The organism is Arenibacter certesii DSM 19833 (genome assembly GCF_000429545.1).
In the GTDB taxonomy this organism is placed as follows: domain Bacteria; phylum Bacteroidota; class Bacteroidia; order Flavobacteriales; family Flavobacteriaceae; genus Arenibacter; species Arenibacter certesii.
Genome location: NZ_AUCB01000027.1, coordinates 1 through 15,119, shown reverse-complemented (window position 1 = coordinate 15,119; position 15,119 = coordinate 1). Strand labels below are relative to the sequence as shown.

At 36.1% G+C, this 15,119-nt stretch carries 15 protein-coding genes; 3 read left to right on the top strand and 12 right to left on the bottom strand.

The window, feature by feature from the left end; translation table 11 throughout:
* Positions 1-34 precede the first annotated feature (34 nt).
* The 6 genes from G466_RS0113405 to G466_RS0113385 all read right to left on the bottom strand — a co-directional run bounded on the left by G466_RS0113405 (position 35) and on the right by G466_RS0113385 (position 4,244).
* Entirely contained in the window at positions 35-934 is a 900-nt protein-coding gene (locus G466_RS0113405) for a mechanosensitive ion channel family protein (protein ID WP_026814134.1), read from the bottom strand.
* Between the two features lie 68 nt (positions 935-1,002).
* A complete protein-coding gene (locus tag G466_RS24485; protein WP_240488304.1) occupies positions 1,003-1,212 on the bottom strand; it encodes a hypothetical protein in 210 nt (69 codons plus the stop codon).
* Between the two features lie 22 nt (positions 1,213-1,234).
* Positions 1,235-1,417: a hypothetical protein gene (locus tag G466_RS24480; RefSeq protein ID WP_240488303.1), complete on the bottom strand. Its 183-nt coding sequence runs from the start codon at positions 1,415-1,417 to the stop codon at positions 1,235-1,237.
* 16 nt (positions 1,418-1,433) lie between these two features.
* Positions 1,434-2,273: a universal stress protein gene (locus tag G466_RS0113395; RefSeq protein WP_026814133.1), complete on the bottom strand. Its 840-nt coding sequence runs from the start codon at positions 2,271-2,273 to the stop codon at positions 1,434-1,436.
* A 195-nt stretch (positions 2,274-2,468) separates the two neighbouring features.
* Positions 2,469-3,305, bottom strand: a complete 837-nt coding sequence (locus tag G466_RS0113390) for a universal stress protein (protein ID WP_026814132.1) — start codon at positions 3,303-3,305, stop codon at positions 2,469-2,471.
* Positions 3,306-3,389: 84 nt separating this feature from the next.
* Positions 3,390-4,244 (bottom strand): universal stress protein, encoded by an 855-nt coding sequence (locus G466_RS0113385; protein ID WP_026814131.1) that lies wholly within the window; start codon positions 4,242-4,244, stop codon positions 3,390-3,392.
* Positions 4,245-4,528: 284 nt separating this feature from the next.
* On the opposite strand from G466_RS0113385, the gene G466_RS0113380 reads away from it, so the two are divergent.
* The 3 genes from G466_RS0113380 to G466_RS0113370 are packed head-to-tail and all read left to right on the top strand — an operon-like array spanning position 4,529 to position 7,556.
* Positions 4,529-5,611 carry an efflux RND transporter periplasmic adaptor subunit gene (locus G466_RS0113380; RefSeq protein ID WP_026814130.1) on the top strand — a complete coding sequence of 361 codons (1,083 nt, stop codon included), beginning with the start codon at positions 4,529-4,531 and terminating at the stop codon, positions 5,609-5,611.
* Entirely contained in the window at positions 5,608-6,870 is a 1,263-nt protein-coding gene (locus tag G466_RS0113375) for an ABC transporter permease (RefSeq protein WP_026814129.1), read from the top strand. Before G466_RS0113380 ends, G466_RS0113375 begins: the two co-directional genes overlap by 4 nt.
* Before the next feature lie 11 nt (positions 6,871-6,881).
* Positions 6,882-7,556, top strand: a complete 675-nt coding sequence (locus tag G466_RS0113370) for an ABC transporter ATP-binding protein (protein WP_026814128.1) — start codon at positions 6,882-6,884, stop codon at positions 7,554-7,556.
* Between the two features lie 178 nt (positions 7,557-7,734).
* Here the strand turns inward: G466_RS0113370 and G466_RS0113365 are convergent, their stop codons facing one another.
* The 6 genes from G466_RS0113365 to G466_RS0113340 all read right to left on the bottom strand — a co-directional run.
* Positions 7,735-8,631 carry a 3-hydroxyacyl-CoA dehydrogenase gene (locus G466_RS0113365; RefSeq protein WP_026814127.1) on the bottom strand — a complete coding sequence of 299 codons (897 nt, stop codon included), beginning with the start codon at positions 8,629-8,631 and terminating at the stop codon, positions 7,735-7,737.
* 159 nt (positions 8,632-8,790) lie between these two features.
* Positions 8,791-9,963, bottom strand: a complete 1,173-nt coding sequence (locus tag G466_RS0113360) for an MFS transporter (protein ID WP_026814126.1) — start codon at positions 9,961-9,963, stop codon at positions 8,791-8,793.
* Positions 9,964-10,066: 103 nt separating this feature from the next.
* Positions 10,067-11,539, bottom strand: coding sequence for a polysaccharide deacetylase family protein (locus G466_RS0113355; RefSeq protein WP_026814125.1), 1,473 nt, complete (start codon positions 11,537-11,539; stop codon positions 10,067-10,069).
* Between the two features lie 245 nt (positions 11,540-11,784).
* Positions 11,785-12,591, bottom strand: a complete 807-nt coding sequence (locus G466_RS0113350; RefSeq protein ID WP_026814124.1) for an SDR family oxidoreductase — start codon at positions 12,589-12,591, stop codon at positions 11,785-11,787.
* A gap of 388 nt (positions 12,592-12,979) precedes the next feature.
* A complete protein-coding gene (locus G466_RS0113345; protein ID WP_034235644.1) occupies positions 12,980-13,987 on the bottom strand; it encodes an alpha/beta fold hydrolase in 1,008 nt (335 codons plus the stop codon).
* Positions 13,988-14,269: 282 nt separating this feature from the next.
* A partial coding sequence (locus G466_RS0113340) for an IS256 family transposase (protein ID WP_026814122.1) occupies positions 14,270-15,119 on the bottom strand: 850 nt, incomplete at its 5' end.

The window sequence follows — 15,119 nt, the reverse complement described above, 5'->3', positions numbered from 1 at the left end:
TAAAAATTAAAATAGATCACTCGTAATCCCTAAGCTATTTTTTAATGTTTACATCCAATTCGGGTATTTTTAGTAATTGTAGTGTGGTTGATGCTAGGGTTACCTTCCCGTAGGTACCCAAAACTGCCTGTGATATATGGTAATATAAATTATTCTTTGTTACCCTCCTCAACTTGTAATCTGTGATATATCTTAAATTTATCGCAATCCAATTATCCGTTAAACGTAAGGCTAAGGTTGGCTCTAGTCTTGCATTTTCAATATAATAGTGAGCTACCATTTCCTCCCATTTTGCCAAATAGCTTTCCGTATATTCCGAAAGCAGATTTGTAGCGGTATCCAACATTATTTTTTTAGCCAATTCCACATCTGAATCAAACGTGATTAGGATATCCAATTCGTCCCAAACAAATGGGAAATCCATGGAATAGTTCTTTATGGGACCCTTAAAGACAAAAGCATTGCTTATTTTCACTATTCTACCCGAATAATTATCGCTACTTACCCATTCGCCAATTTCCATCATAGTGGTGTAAATACTATCTATATCAATAACATCTCCCTTAATTCCATTAATCTCTATCCGGTCTCCAGGTTTGTAAACCCGAACAAAGAAGATATAAAAAGAGCCTGCTATACTAAGGATAAGTTCCTGCAGCGTAAAGGTGATCCCAGCAGTAAAAAGACCAATGATTACGGTGTAGTTTTCGATATTTTCTACGGTAAAGGATAGCAATATTAATAAACCGATAAGCAGATACCCAAATACTTCCACTCCTTTTTGGGCTTTATACCGTATAGATACATCACTTATCCGCTTTTTTAAAAGCTTCCTCAAAAATCCTATGATTAGAACAATGAAGACCACCCATAGTATAAGTTTTGTAACCCTTGTAACAATGGGATTATCAAAAAAGTCGAGTAATTCTATCATATGATGTGACCTATTATTCCGCCAAAAAAACGTAGCCTTTTAGCGGTGTTCTATTATGTTTTAATCAACTACTTCCCTTCATTAAAATAGTTTCGCACCAAAGCTTTCACTTGGTTTTCTGTCATGCTATCTAATTTGATGACCGTTTTTAGTTTTGTAGCTATAGACTTGTAATTGCTGGTTATTTCTTTTTTAAACTTTTCGTTCGTATCTCTAGGATCAAAAAGTGCTAAGGCATCTGCCTCTATAATGGCATCTCCAAGCTGGATGATGTACATCTTTAACGGATGCTTTTCCCTTTCAAGTAACTTGTTGTCTTGTATTACATCTTGGGGGTCTCCATTTTGCGGATTTAGTACCAGATCCACCAGATGGTCTATAAAATTCAAATTCAGATAGGATACTTCCAAACCCTTCGTGTTGCCCAGCAAGCCTCACAATGTGCGCTTTTTTCTTGTCCATCCAAATTCTAAAATTTTTCATAGTTTTTTATATTTTTTTAGGGTAACGCCAAAATTGGAATGGTAGCATTATAACCTATCTCTTTAACTAACGGCCTTGAAAATATGCTGCCAAATAAAAAGTGTTTCCGATTGATAAAAGCAATCATATCGCTCTTCCTACTATCTGCAAAAGCGGTAATTCCATCGGCTACATCTTTTTTGGATATGGTATGGAAACTGTGGTCTACAGTCTCAAAGATCTCTTTTAATAATTGTTTGTTTTTCTCTTGAGTTTCATTTAAATCCATGTTTTTATTCACATAGATTACTCTGATGATGGCTTGGTGTATTTTGGCAATTTCTAAGAGATATTTCAATTCCGTTCTTTTGTATCGGGATTTAAAATCGGTAGGAAAAACAATTTCCTTTGGCGCTGTAAACTGCACTTTTTTTGGAATTGCCAATACTGGACATTCCCTGACTTTTTCCATGGTGTTGACCGTATTACTGCCAAATATAACCCCCTTCGTTCCTGAGGCCCCTTGGGTTCCCATAATCACCAAATCGATATCTTTATTGGCAATGGTCTGTTCTAAGGCCTCCGATAAAAAATTATAAGAGGATATGGTGTAATAGGTATGTTTATAATTATCTTGATGCAGGGCTATCATCTCTAATAGTTTTGTGAATTCTTCCTCAGATTCTGCCTTAGCATTTTCATACTCCGTACTTCCAGGTTCAGGAACCAAAAGGTTACTTGTAGTATAACTGTCTAGCCTAAAAACATTTAGTAAATAAAATTCACAGTTTATCTTTTTATAAAGATCTAGGGCATATCGCACTGCATTAAGCGCATTTTTTGAAAAGTCGGTAGGAACTAGTATTCTTTTGATCATGAGTTCCCTTTTTTAGGAGTTGCTTATGTAAATATAAAGTAGCAGGTGCAGGATAACTATGACAATGGTCAGTTGATGCTTTTAAGAATAAGTTGAGGGATACCTGCCTGCTTATTTTTTATAATAAGTGACTGATATCCCCCCGGAGTTGTTACGAGCGCTATGCGTTTTATATAGCTTGGTGTGTATTTAAGCTTAAAGTTGCGGTAAAACCATAAATGGTATAGTAACATGAAAACCGATTTTTTTAATGACGGGCTGCATAAACAATCTCTCTATAAAAGTGTGTTTGTTCTGGACCATAACCAAAAAGTTAGATTTGGACGTTACCTGAAATTCGTTTATAGCTGTTATAATCTCGTTATCGGGCACGTCATGGAATTGTCCTTTTTCCTCTAATACTTGTCCTAGTTGGGCCTTATTTTTCTCCTGAGTAGGATTAAGCTCGTAGCCTGCTCGCACGTGCATTACGTTTATTCTAGAATTATGAAGATTTGCTATGGAAAGTAGTGGGCTCATTTTTTCCTTTTCATAGGTGATTTCATAATCGGTGGGAAACAAAATCTCCTTGGGAGCCTCGTATTCATAATTTGGAGGTACTACTAATACTGGACATTTAGCTCGTTTTAAAACGTGTACGGCATTGGTCCCCAATAAAATTTCTTGTGCACCTGTAGCGCCTTTGGTACCCATTACTATCAAGTCAATTTTCTCTTCGTCTACCATATATGAAATTTCACCTAAAAGGGTGTTGAAGGCCGAGTGAATAATAAACTTGTGTTTAGGATTCCCATTGGAATCCTCCAATTTACTTTTTAGTTTCTCTAATTGATTGGTACTGCTTTTTTGCAATATATCTCCCAATTCTATTTGTTCTGGACTTCCCATTAGGTAGTCAGATTGATATACGGCTGGGGTATAGGTGTGTAATAAATAAAAAATACATTCAGTCTTGTTATAGACTTTCGTAGCGTATTGAATAGCCTGAAAAGAATTATCAGAAAAATCGGTGGGTAAAAGAATGCGAACCATAGTGTTGAATTTAGTATAATATAGTAAAATTAAAATAGCCAATTTTCAATTAACATGATAAAAGTCAGCTTAAAATTGTTCAAGTTAGGAACCTTGAATGGATAAAAGAGGAATTTTCGTGCAAAAGCCGATTTCTTCTACCGTGGTGTCTAAAAACAGTCTATGTAGTAGCCCATAATCTTTGGAAATCATAATAATGAGGTCGGCTTTGGTGCTTTTGGCAAAATGGTCAATACCGTGCTCAATCTTACTGGCGACTACCCTGTGAAAGCTAGTAGGATTGAGTAAGGTTGTGGCTAGCTTTTCTATCCACTGCTTTTGTAATGTTTCTATCTCTTTAATTAGTGAGATTCCAGATTTGGTGATATAGAGTAGTTTAATGTGAGTTTTATGCGAACCGATTAACTGTCGGGTGGTTTTAATGATCTCTTCACTTAGGGGCGATTCAAAATCTACTGGGAAGATTACTTGTTTAAACGCTGCATAACGCGCTTTATCTGGGATAATTAAAACATCACATTCTACCTTAGTGATTACATCCCCGGCATGGCTGCCCATAAAAAACTCCTTAATTTCCGTAGCTCCACGGGTTCCCATAACAATAAGTTCTATATTCTTTTCCAAAATATGTCTTCGTATGGCTTTAAGAAAAAAACCTTCTTCACAAATCGTAGTAATTTGATGCTGCGAATCCTTGGCGGAAGCGGAATTTATAAAGCTCTCTACATCTTTTAATTTCTCCTCTATCATTTTAGGCTTCCTGTCTACCAAAATGTTAGTACCCAAATTATAAGCTGGTTTTTCAAAATGCTTTAAACCATCTACATTAACATACAGTACATAAAAATGGCAAGGAGTCTCCTTAAACAAATCAAGCGCATAACGTATGGCGTTTTTGGAGTTCTCGGAAAAATCTGTGGGAATTAATATTTTTTTCATAAGTCCTCCAATTATCGGTTTCTATAAAAATAGATCCACCTACTTGTTTAAACTATGATATTGGTCAGTAGGAAAAAGGTAAGTACTAGATTAAAATTAAATATAGCTTACATGACCTTGGTCATAAAAAGCTAGTTACAAGGGGTATACCTTATAAAAAACGTAAAACTAATAATTATGAAAGGATTATTAAAGTTTGTGATAAAATTTAAAGGGAATAATGACATTCCTCATGTCTTTACAGCTCAAATTAATGTTATTTTACTATTGCCAATTTAAGAACCATGCGTTATTTATTACTTGTGCTAACTGCATTTTTTTTGGGTTCCTGCAAAGGATCTCAGGAGGAAATACTTCCAATAAAATCATCATTAACAGAATCGGTTTATGCTTCCGCCACGGTTCAACCAGATAGCTTGTATCGGGTTTATGCGGCAGTAAGTGGAATTTTAGAGCGAAATTTAGTGGAAGAAGGGGATATAGTGCAACTAGGAACACCCTTATTGCAGATCATAAATATCGCCCCGAAACTAAATACAGAAAATGCAAAACTTTCCCTTCAGTTGGCGGAGGAGAATTATAATGGTAGTGCAGCGCTATTAAAAGATTTAGAAGAGCAAATACAGGCAGCAACCTTAAATTTAAAAAATGATTCCATCAACTTTTTTCGGCAAAGGCGGTTATGGGCGCAGCAGATTGGATCAAAGGCAGAATTGGATAACCGACGTTTGGCCTATGAACTTTCACAAAATAATCGTAATATTTTAGAAAGTAGGTACGCCCGCTCTAAGAAAGAGTTGCATACCCATGTGCAACAGGCACGTAATAATTATGAATCGGCAAGGATAAATACCAAGGACTTTACCGTAAGCAGTAAGATTAATGGGAAAGTGTATGCGCTTTTTAAGGAGCCAGGAGAAATTGTAAGTACAATGGAACCCTTGGCAGCAGTGGGTAGTGCTTCGGTTTTTGTGATTGAATTATTGGTAGATGAGGTAGATATTGTAAAACTATCCCTTGGGCAAGAAGCCCTTATCAGCTTAGATGCCTATCCTTTGGAAATATTTACGGCAACAGTTAAGAAAATCTATCCCAGAAAAGACGAGCGTTCCCAAACTTTTAAGATTGAAGCCGTTTTTGACGCCCCTCCTAAGACCTTATATCCAGGGTTGGCGGGTGAGGGCAATATAATTATTGCTGAAAAGGAAAATATTTTAACCATCCCCAAAGCCTATCTTATAGATGGCAATACAGTGAACACACCCAATGGGAGGGTGGAGGTCTCGGTAGGATTACAAAATTTAGATCGCGTAGAAATACTAGAAGGTATCAATGAAAATACCGCGCTTATAAAACCAGAGGAATGATCAATTGGAAAGTAATACTGAAAATTGCCCAGACCCACTTGCTGACCAAGATGAAATCTACGATCACGGCTTCATTGGGTGTGACTTTTGGTATTGCGGCCTATATCACCTTGGTCAGTTTTATGACAGGACTCAATGAAATGTTAGATAACCTTATTTTAAATCAGACACCCCACATTCATCTATATAACGAAATAAAACCCAGTGCCAACCAACCTGTGGCTCTTTACGATCAGTTTAAAAATTCCATGAATGTGGTACATTCGATAAAACCAAAGCAAGGCCAGCAGAAAATCCATAATGCCCTTCCCATTTTACATTATTTAAAGAATGATAAACGGGTACTTGGGGTAACTCCCCAACTGCGAGCACAGATTTTTTACCTCTCTGGTTCCATTGAACTGGGAGGGAATTTGGTAGGGGTTGATGTTATGGAGGAAACTCGACTTTCCAATATGCGTGATTATATTATTGGAGGAAATCCCGAGGCGCTTAAGAATACAGAAAACGGTATTTTATTGGGGTCTGGGTTAGCTTCAAAAATGTCACTTACGGTGGGGGATAGGGTACAGATAAGTACAGTGCGGGGAGACGTTTTCCCTCTAAAAATCGTAGGTATCTATCAAAGTGGAATTGCCGATATAGACAATATTCAAAGTTATGCCAACCTAAAGACGGTACAACGTATTTTGGGAGAACCCTTAAACTATATCACGGATATAAATGTAAAGTTATTCAATTTGGAAATGGCGCCTGCCATGGCCCAGAGTTTGGTGAGTCAGTTTAAGCTTACCGCTACAGATATCAATCAGGCCAACGCCCAATTTGAAACTGGGTCTAACATCAGAAACTTAATTACATATGCCGTATCTATTACCCTTTTAATAGTAGCTGGCTTCGGAATTTATAATATTTTAAACATGCTCATTTATGAGAAAATGAAGGATATTGCCATTCTAAAGGCTACTGGATTTTCTGGTAGAGACGTGCAATTGATTTTTATGAGTCAGGCAATGATCATTGGAGTTTTAGGTGGTCTATTGGGATTGATCTTAGGCTATGTACTTTCTGTAATAATAGACCAGGTGCCTTTTGGGACCGAGGCATTGCCTACCATAACGACTTATCCCATCAATTTTAAAATATCCTATTACGTTATAGGAATATGCTTTGCATTGCTATCCACATTTATTGCGGGATGGTTGCCCTCATACAAGGCAAAGCATATAGATCCGGTGCAAATCATCCGCGGAACTTAATACATGAAAAAATGAAACTGGTTCTAGAGACAAAAAATATTAACAAACACTTTTACAAGCCTAAGGATTTTCATGTGATTAAGGATATTTCCTTTAAGGTAGGGCAGGGGGAGTTTGCTTCTATTATGGGGAAGTCTGGATGCGGAAAATCTACTTTACTCTATATTCTCTCTACCATGGATACGGATTATACGGGAGAGCTCTATTTAAATGGGGAGCTGATAACGGGGAAACCGCAGCAAGATCTTTCGCGTATCCGTAACAAACATATCGGTTTTGTATTTCAATTTCATTATTTGCTATCAGAATTCAGTGTTTTGGAAAATGTAATGTTGCCCGCCAAGAAATTAGCAGATAAGTCGCATGCAGAAATAGAGCAAGACGCCATGGAAAAGCTTAGGATGCTGCATATAGATCATTTGGCCCAACAAAAGGCATCTAGGATCTCGGGGGGCGAAAAGCAGCGTGTAGCCATTGCTAGAGCGCTAATTAACAATCCATCTATTCTTATGGGCGATGAACCTACGGGGAATTTAGATAGCCATAATTCGGAAAATGTATTTAGTATTTTTAAACGGTTAAAAGAAGAGGAAGGATTATCCCTTTTAGTAGTAACACATGACGAGGATTTTGCTAAGCGTACCGATAGGATAATCGAAATGGAGGATGGACGTATTTTAAGATAAAAGCTAAAGTGCCTTTATACTATTAATGCAGGTGTTTACCGCTTAGTAATATCCCTTCATTTACAAAACAAGGAAACCCAAAAAAGTTACTTCCCGGGTTTCCTTGTTTTGATATGTTTTAATTTCTAGATTAGAATCCAATAGCTCCGTGTTAGGAGTTAATAAACAAATCCTTATTTTAACTTAAAAAATCATCTTTCTGGTAAGCTGGATTAGGATATTTATAAAATCCTTCCCCGGTGGAAACTCCTAATTTGTTGGTGTCAATAAAGTTTTCTTTTAAGTATTTGGTCGCTTTCAATTTTAAAGGATCTTTTGATTCTTCAGAAGCCATTTTATTGATATTATACACCGTATTTATACCTACAACATCTATAATCCCAAAAGGGCCTAATGGAGCTCCAGTCGCTTTCATCCATGTTTTGTCTATTACTTTAGGGTCTGCTACTTCATTAGCCATAATACTTGTTGCAGCACTTAAAAAAGGCACTAATAAAGAGTTTAAAATGTAACCCGGTTGTTCTTTTTGTAAGGGCAATGCTAACATGCCAATAGCTTTAGCAAAAGCTATTACATCCTTAAAGACATTAGGATCTGTTCCTGGATGCCCCATGATTTCGGCAGTATTGTTCCTCCAAATATCATTGGCAAAATGAAGTGCTAAAAATTTAGAAGGACGACCAGTTACTTCGGCAAACTGACTTGGTAAAAGCGTAGATGAATTTGTAGCAAATACTGTTTTTTCTACGGCAACCTTTGCTAACTTTTGGTAAAAATCTATTTTTATATTTGGGTTTTCCGGAACAGCTTCAATTAATAAATCGGCCTCTTTTACGGCTTCTTCTAGATTAGAACTATACTTTAAATTGGCATAAGCAGCAGTAAGCTGTTCTTCAGTGGCATTTAAATCTCTTTTAAAGGCATTACTCATTATGCTGAATTTAGCTTTTGCCTTGTTTAACATTTCATCATTAATATCGTAAACTGTTACATTAAAATTATGAAAAGCAGCTTGAAAAGCAATTTGATAGCCTAGAACACCACTTCCCGCTACGGTAATATTCTTATAATTCATTCGTCTTATTTTTTAGAATTTATGTTTTTTAAAATTACCAATTATAATCTAAAGGTTCTGTATTCTTTATTTAAAGAATTGATATTTAACCAATAAACCCTTTTTCATCTTATTCTTTAAAAGACTGATTTAATTTAAAGATAATAGAGTATCTACAGGTCAGCTTAACGCCTTTTTAGATAAAAATGAAATAATTATACCTGGGATGGACAATGCAATGGCAAGATAAATTAAACTCATGGGCGAGTACATTCCGAGCAACATTCCCGCGGCGGAAGATGCCATCATAATGGAGAAGTTAAATACAGAAGACTGAACAGAGGTAGCGACGTCTTTGGCAGTATCTACCTGTCTGCTCACCGCTGCCTGCAACAAAGTTACTAAGGGACCAAATGAAAGTCCCCATAAAAAAAAGGCAGCATATCCCATTATAGTTGTTTTACTTAATGTTAGAAAAATAATCATGGCGATAATCAGCAAGCCAAACATTAGGATAGTGAGCAATCTAAGGTGTTTGTCGGTGTATTTTATAGCTAATAAGACAGAAATTAAAGACCCAATCCCAAAAAATAATAACGCCCGTTCAACCCCACCAACTAGCTGAATTTCATCCACAAGGCTTGTGATATATACATAGACACCATAATGTGCAATTACGCCAAGCAACGTAAGCAGCAGCACAATTAAAACTGCTGGAATTTTTAATAGTGTAAAGGGGGAGGAGCTTTTAGTTAGTTTCTCCCCGGGTATTGAGGGTAAAGCAAATAAACTGATTAAAGCAATACCGATAATAACAATACCAAGCCCTATGAATTCTGTTCGCCAGCCATAATCATTACCAATGGTGGTCATAATAGGCATCCCAACACTAATCCCTAATGTAGTCCCTGCCATGATAACTGCGATAGCCTTCCCATGATGCTTTACACCTACCAATCTCATCCCATAAGCGGCAATCATTGGCCACATTACCCCAGCACAAATTCCACCGATAATTCTAAGAATTATAATGATCGTATAATTGTGAACAAGTCCGTCTATAATATTGGAAATAGCGAAGCCAGCAAGCAAAAGCAACAATAAATATTTACGGTTAAAATGCATGGTCACAGAAATGAGCGGAATTGCAAAAATAGCGGAAGCTATAGCGTAGTATCCCACTAGGTTGCCCGTTTGCACTTCACTGATATTCAAATCGGACATCATTAACGGAAGAACACCCGAAGGCATCAACTCGGACAGAATTCCTACAAATGTCACGGACGACATTAAAATCATTATCAGCCACGGAAAAGCTTTTTTTGTTTGTTCCGTAAAATTGTGTTTGCTCATAGTTTTCTTTTATTCAAAAAGTGAGATTATAGAATTCTACCATTAGCCCGTTCCGTGATCAATTGAATTGTTTAGAAGAAAAATAAAATATTCCCTTTTTTTATTATCGTCTACGATCATAAACTTTTCCATTTGCTAGGTTTTTATCAGCAAACAGATTGTCTATGGTTACTAAATGATATCCTTTTTCTTTAAAATGAGATATGACCTCGGGCATAGCTTCTACGGTGGATTTATGAATATCATGGGCCAATACTATTCCATTTAAATTAGCCTCACTTATTCTTTTTGCTACTGTATCAGCATCTCGATCCTTCCAATCCAATGGATCTAAATTCCATAAAATTATGGGCATATTGGCTTTATTTTTTACCATGTCGTTAATAGAGCCGTAAGGCGGACGCAAGATCTGCACTTCTTCCCCTGTGATATTTGATATTACATCATTAGTTTTAATTATTTGATTAGCAATTTCTTCCTCCGATAGCTTTTTTAGATCCTTATGATCCCAACTGTGATTTCCTATTTGATGTCCTTCTTTGTAAGCTCTTAACAGGGTGTTCCTTTGCACTTTGGCAGATTTACCTATAACAAAAAATGTAGCCTTTACATTATGCTTTTTTAATATGTCTAAAAGTTGTGTAGTGTGTTTGGCTGGACCATCATCAAAGGTTATCGCTATACAAGGTTCTTTGCTGCAGTCTATTTCAAACGTTTCTTTGGAAATACTGTCGCGCGCTATGGATGATGCGGATGTGTCTATTTTTTCCGGTTGTATATGAAATACAGATTGATACTTTTCAGACACTAAATGTTGATAGGTTTTTGGAGAAAGTGTTACTTGAATATTCCCATGATTACCTGATGCTACTTGATATTTATCAAAATAAATAGTTAGGGTACCAGATTTATCCCATGAAAAGGCATGGTAGTTTTTATCGGTAGGTTTGGTTCCTTCATCAATCATGTCTAGGGTGCTTTTCCAAATAGTATTTCTATCACTATTTGTTAGACCTTCCATTGAATTGATTTTTTCTTTTAAAATATCTTCTGTTTTCGATTTAACAATTTCAGCAAGCTTATCAAAGTTTTCTTGTGGAGAAAAAAGAGTCGAGAATTGAAGTCTCTTTTTTTCTTTTAAATCATAAATGTGTGTAAAATATTGTGTGTCATAGTTGTTCCCATAAGAAGTATAACGCTCTATTAAAAAAGCAACAATGGAAGGTGAACTTGCTATTACTTCAAAATGTTGACCAAAATCTAATCCTGCAACAGCATTATCATCTTCCTCTTTTGCTGCATTTTTAAATTCATTTAAGTAGGTTTGGGTGAATTCTTCCTGGTGATCATTAATGAAAGGATAGGTAGTGCTTGGGTAAGAAGAATGAAATCTATTCTTGTCATAAGTGGTTTCCGAACCTATTTGAATGTTTTTTATCTGAATGCTATCCGTTAGTTTTTCTTCACTTTTCTCAAGCTTAATTTGTGATGGCTTTTCAATTTCGTTTTGCTTAGAAGTGTCTTTACAGCCAATAGTAAGGGTTGTAAGGATTAATAAGTGAAATATGTATTTCATAAAAATTAAGTATATTGAGTTTGAAGAGCTTACTTAAATAGAGTTCACTATATGCATTCTTAATGATAACTAGGTCTAACACCTTTGTATTGAAATACCTAGTTTAAAAGACGCCACAAAAATAATATTTTGTATGTTACTTATTGTAATATAAATTCCCACAATAGTCCGCATTTAAGCCGGCTAAAAGTAAAAGTGTAGTTCTAAAGTATCAGGTGAATTTTCCAATGCCCCCTAAAATATTACTACTTTTTACGACCTCTAAAATGCTCCATTGTTTTGTATATTCCGAGAACATCTCCCGCAAACCAATCAAAAACAGTTATCGACATTATAGCCTGACCAAAGCGTGTAAACCTGTATATATACCCAGGAATACTCAACATTTTTTTATTCTTCTCAATGGCTTTCACGATGGTTAGTGCTGTAGCTTCTGGTTCAAGTATTGGTATTTTTGATTGTATACCATCAAACATTCCTGTAGTGATGTAGTAAGGCATTATGGTGGTAACATTCACCTTTTTATTCAATTGTTTCATTTCCAATCGCAAACTATCAGACCAACCAATGAGCGCCCATTTGCTTGCAGCGTAAACAGACTTTTTAGGATTGGAAACGAGCCCTCCAGATGAAGCAATATTGCAAATGTAACCATAATTCTGTTCCATCATATCATCAAGAAATACCTTGGTGATATGCATAGGAGCATTTGAATTAATTTCCATTGTTTTAGAAATATCAGATACCGTATGCTCACTAAAATATTTACCAACGATTATTCCAGCATGATTGATCAATACATCAACAATACCTATCTCCTGTTTAACTTTTTTAGCTGTTTCTTGTATTTGCGCTATATCGGAAACAGCTACATGGTAACCCAAAACCTTCCCTATGTTATAGAATTGCGCTATTGTTTCATCTATTTTTTCTTGATTAATATCCCAGATGATAACCTTGGCATTTCGTTCTAATAGTAAACGAACCATTATTTTACCAATTCCAGAAGCGCCACCTGTAATTAAAACTGTTTTACCTTCTAGTTTATTAATTGCTATATTATTTGATAGGTACTTACTAAATGAGAATAAAATCTTCCGAGGATTCTATTAAGTCTTATAGTTGTTTTCCATAATAGGCATGATTTGAGCATTGTTAGTTTACCTTAAATTTCGGACACATTTTTAATATGATAAATCATTTTTTTTATGGAACTTGTTTTAAATTTAGACTGAAAAAGTATAAAGTAGGTGTAAATTCACTACAATTAGTTTTAAGGGCTTAATAGGATAATCTCCTATCCTGTTCTTATTAAGGTTTAATACTATTTATATCGGTTACACTTTCTAATTATTTCTGAAGCGTTTGGATAAAATAGAATGAGGAAAAATATTTACCAAGAAAGGCATTTTTTGTTGGTACTATCTAGGCCTAGGTCGGTTATCGATATTTTTTTAAAAATCGTATTAAGGGATTAATAAAGCTTTCAAATTTTTCTATATGGGGTAAATGTCCCACGTTTTCTAATTCAACTAACGCTGAATTAGGTATTGCCTTTTGCGTTTTCTTTCCTAATTCGTTATACAATCCCATAGTTTTTCGCACTTCTTCAGTAACCAAGGGTTTCCCTAGCGCGGTTCGGTCTCTAGTGCCAATAATGAGTAATGTTGGTGTGCTAATGTTTTTAAACTCATATACCACAGGTTGCGTAAAAATCATATCAAAAGTTAAGGCATTATTCCAGGCAATGGTATTATAATTGGAGTTTAGTGTCCAGCCAGCAAGTAAATTTACCCATTCGTCGTATTGGGGTTTCCATTTATTATCGTAATAATTAACTAACTGATATTTTTTTATGTCTTCATAGGTTATTTTTAGTTCATTATTATACCACCATTCTACAGGTTTATAGGGCGCTTTTAATTTCCAATCCTCTAGACCAATTGGATTTTCTAAAATAAGTTTTTCACTAATATCAGGATACATTAAAACGAATCTAGTAGCTAACATCCCACCCATAGAATGTCCTAATACAGAGACTTTATCTACTTTTAAGGTGGCTAATAAGGCCTTGGTATTTTGTGCTAATTGCTGAAATGTGTAATGAAAATGAGTGGGTTTAGACGATTTCCCAAATCCTATTTGGTCTGGAACTATTACACGATAACCTTCATTAGTTAAGGCTTCTATTGTGGTCTTCCAATAGGCACCATTAAAATTTTTTCCGTGAAGTAGTACAATGTTTTTACCGTTATAGTGCTCTGGCTTAATATCCATATAAGCCATTTTTAAATTCTGTTCTTGTATATTTAATTGGATTGAGGCAACAGGATAAGGATATTTATAATTAGATAATTCAATATCTAACCATTGTAAATTTTCAGATTGCGCAGTAGAAACTTGGAATGTTAGGATTATTAATAAGACTGTAATAAACTGTTTTTTCATTTTTTTAATGCTTGTTGTCAACGTTTGAATAAGAAAAGTTGTGTTGTTAAAAAACTAAATTAACAAATACAAACCGATCTAGTATTCAGGAGGGAGAGTAAAAGATTAGAGACGGTCAACCTCACAGGGTTTGTGATTAAACTTTCAGCAGTAAAACATTAAAGTATCTAATTACAGGAAGGGGGATTAAGAGTGATAAATAGCTGTGCTGTTATAATTTGTTTTTTAAGACACTATCCCGTAAACTGTGTAAGTTTAAAATAACAGGGGTTGGACTTTTATTTAAAGTCTGACCCTTTTTTCATAGATCGTTAGGAACTGATTTAGAATGATTCCCCAGTTCCTTACTGGCATAGACCACTTTTTGGTCGCTTCCCTCACTGCCAAATATACGGATTTCATCACCGCATCGTCCGTAGGGAAGGAAAGTTTGTTCTTGGTATACTTTCTTATTTTCCCGTTCAGGTTCTCGATAAGGTTCGTAGTATAGATTATTTTCCTGATCTCTATGGGGAACTCAAAGAATACCGTGAGCTCTTCCCAGTTGTCCCTCCAACTCTTTATGGCATAGGAGTATTTGTCTTTCCATTTCTGGGCAAAATCCTCTAGGGCCATCTTGGCGGCCTCTTGGTTGGGGGCGTTGTATATATGCTTCATGTCCGCGGTGAAGGCCTTCTTGTCCTTCCATACGACGTACCTGCACGTATTTCGGATCTGGTGGACCACACAGATCTGGGTCTTGGATTCCGGAAAGACATTTTTGATAGTATCCGTAAATTCATTAAGGTTATCGGTGGCAGTAATCAGGATGTCCTCGGTCCCACGGGCCCTGATGTCGGTCAGTACGCTCATCCAGAAAGCAGCCGACTCGTTCTTGCCCAACCATAGGCCCAGCACCTCCTTTTTTCCGTCTCGGCGCAGACCAACGGCAATGTAGATCGTTTTGTTGATGACCTTGGAGTTTTCGCGTACTTTGAAGACGATACCGTCCATCCAGACAATGAGATAGACAGGCTCCAAAGGGCGATTTTGCCAAGCGACTATATCACCCGATATGCTTTCCGTGATCCTAGATATGGTGGAAGTGGATACCTCAAAATTATAGACCTCACGGATCTGCTCTTCAATATCG

What these genes read in the sequence shown, in the direction of transcription:
- G466_RS0113405 (WP_026814134.1), bottom strand. Translation starts at nt 934, where the DNA reads ATGATAGAATTACTCGACTTTTTTGATAATCCCATTGTTACAAGGGTT.
- G466_RS24485 (WP_240488304.1), bottom strand. Translation starts at nt 1,212, where the DNA reads ATGTACATCATCCAGCTTGGAGATGCCATTATAGAGGCAGATGCCTTA.
- G466_RS24480 (WP_240488303.1), bottom strand. Translation starts at nt 1,417, where the DNA reads ATGAAAAATTTTAGAATTTGGATGGACAAGAAAAAAGCGCACATTGTG.
- G466_RS0113395 (WP_026814133.1), bottom strand. Translation starts at nt 2,273, where the DNA reads ATGATCAAAAGAATACTAGTTCCTACCGACTTTTCAAAAAATGCGCTT.
- G466_RS0113390 (WP_026814132.1), bottom strand. Translation starts at nt 3,305, where the DNA reads ATGGTTCGCATTCTTTTACCCACCGATTTTTCTGATAATTCTTTTCAG.
- G466_RS0113385 (WP_026814131.1), bottom strand. Translation starts at nt 4,244, where the DNA reads ATGAAAAAAATATTAATTCCCACAGATTTTTCCGAGAACTCCAAAAAC.
- G466_RS0113380 (WP_026814130.1), top strand. Translation starts at nt 4,529, where the DNA reads ATGCGTTATTTATTACTTGTGCTAACTGCATTTTTTTTGGGTTCCTGC.
- G466_RS0113375 (WP_026814129.1), top strand. Translation starts at nt 5,608, where the DNA reads ATGATCAATTGGAAAGTAATACTGAAAATTGCCCAGACCCACTTGCTG.
- G466_RS0113370 (WP_026814128.1), top strand. Translation starts at nt 6,882, where the DNA reads ATGAAACTGGTTCTAGAGACAAAAAATATTAACAAACACTTTTACAAG.
- G466_RS0113365 (WP_026814127.1), bottom strand. Translation starts at nt 8,631, where the DNA reads ATGAATTATAAGAATATTACCGTAGCGGGAAGTGGTGTTCTAGGCTAT.
- G466_RS0113360 (WP_026814126.1), bottom strand. Translation starts at nt 9,963, where the DNA reads ATGAGCAAACACAATTTTACGGAACAAACAAAAAAAGCTTTTCCGTGG.
- G466_RS0113355 (WP_026814125.1), bottom strand. Translation starts at nt 11,539, where the DNA reads ATGAAATACATATTTCACTTATTAATCCTTACAACCCTTACTATTGGC.
- G466_RS0113345 (WP_034235644.1), bottom strand. Translation starts at nt 13,987, where the DNA reads ATGAAAAAACAGTTTATTACAGTCTTATTAATAATCCTAACATTCCAA.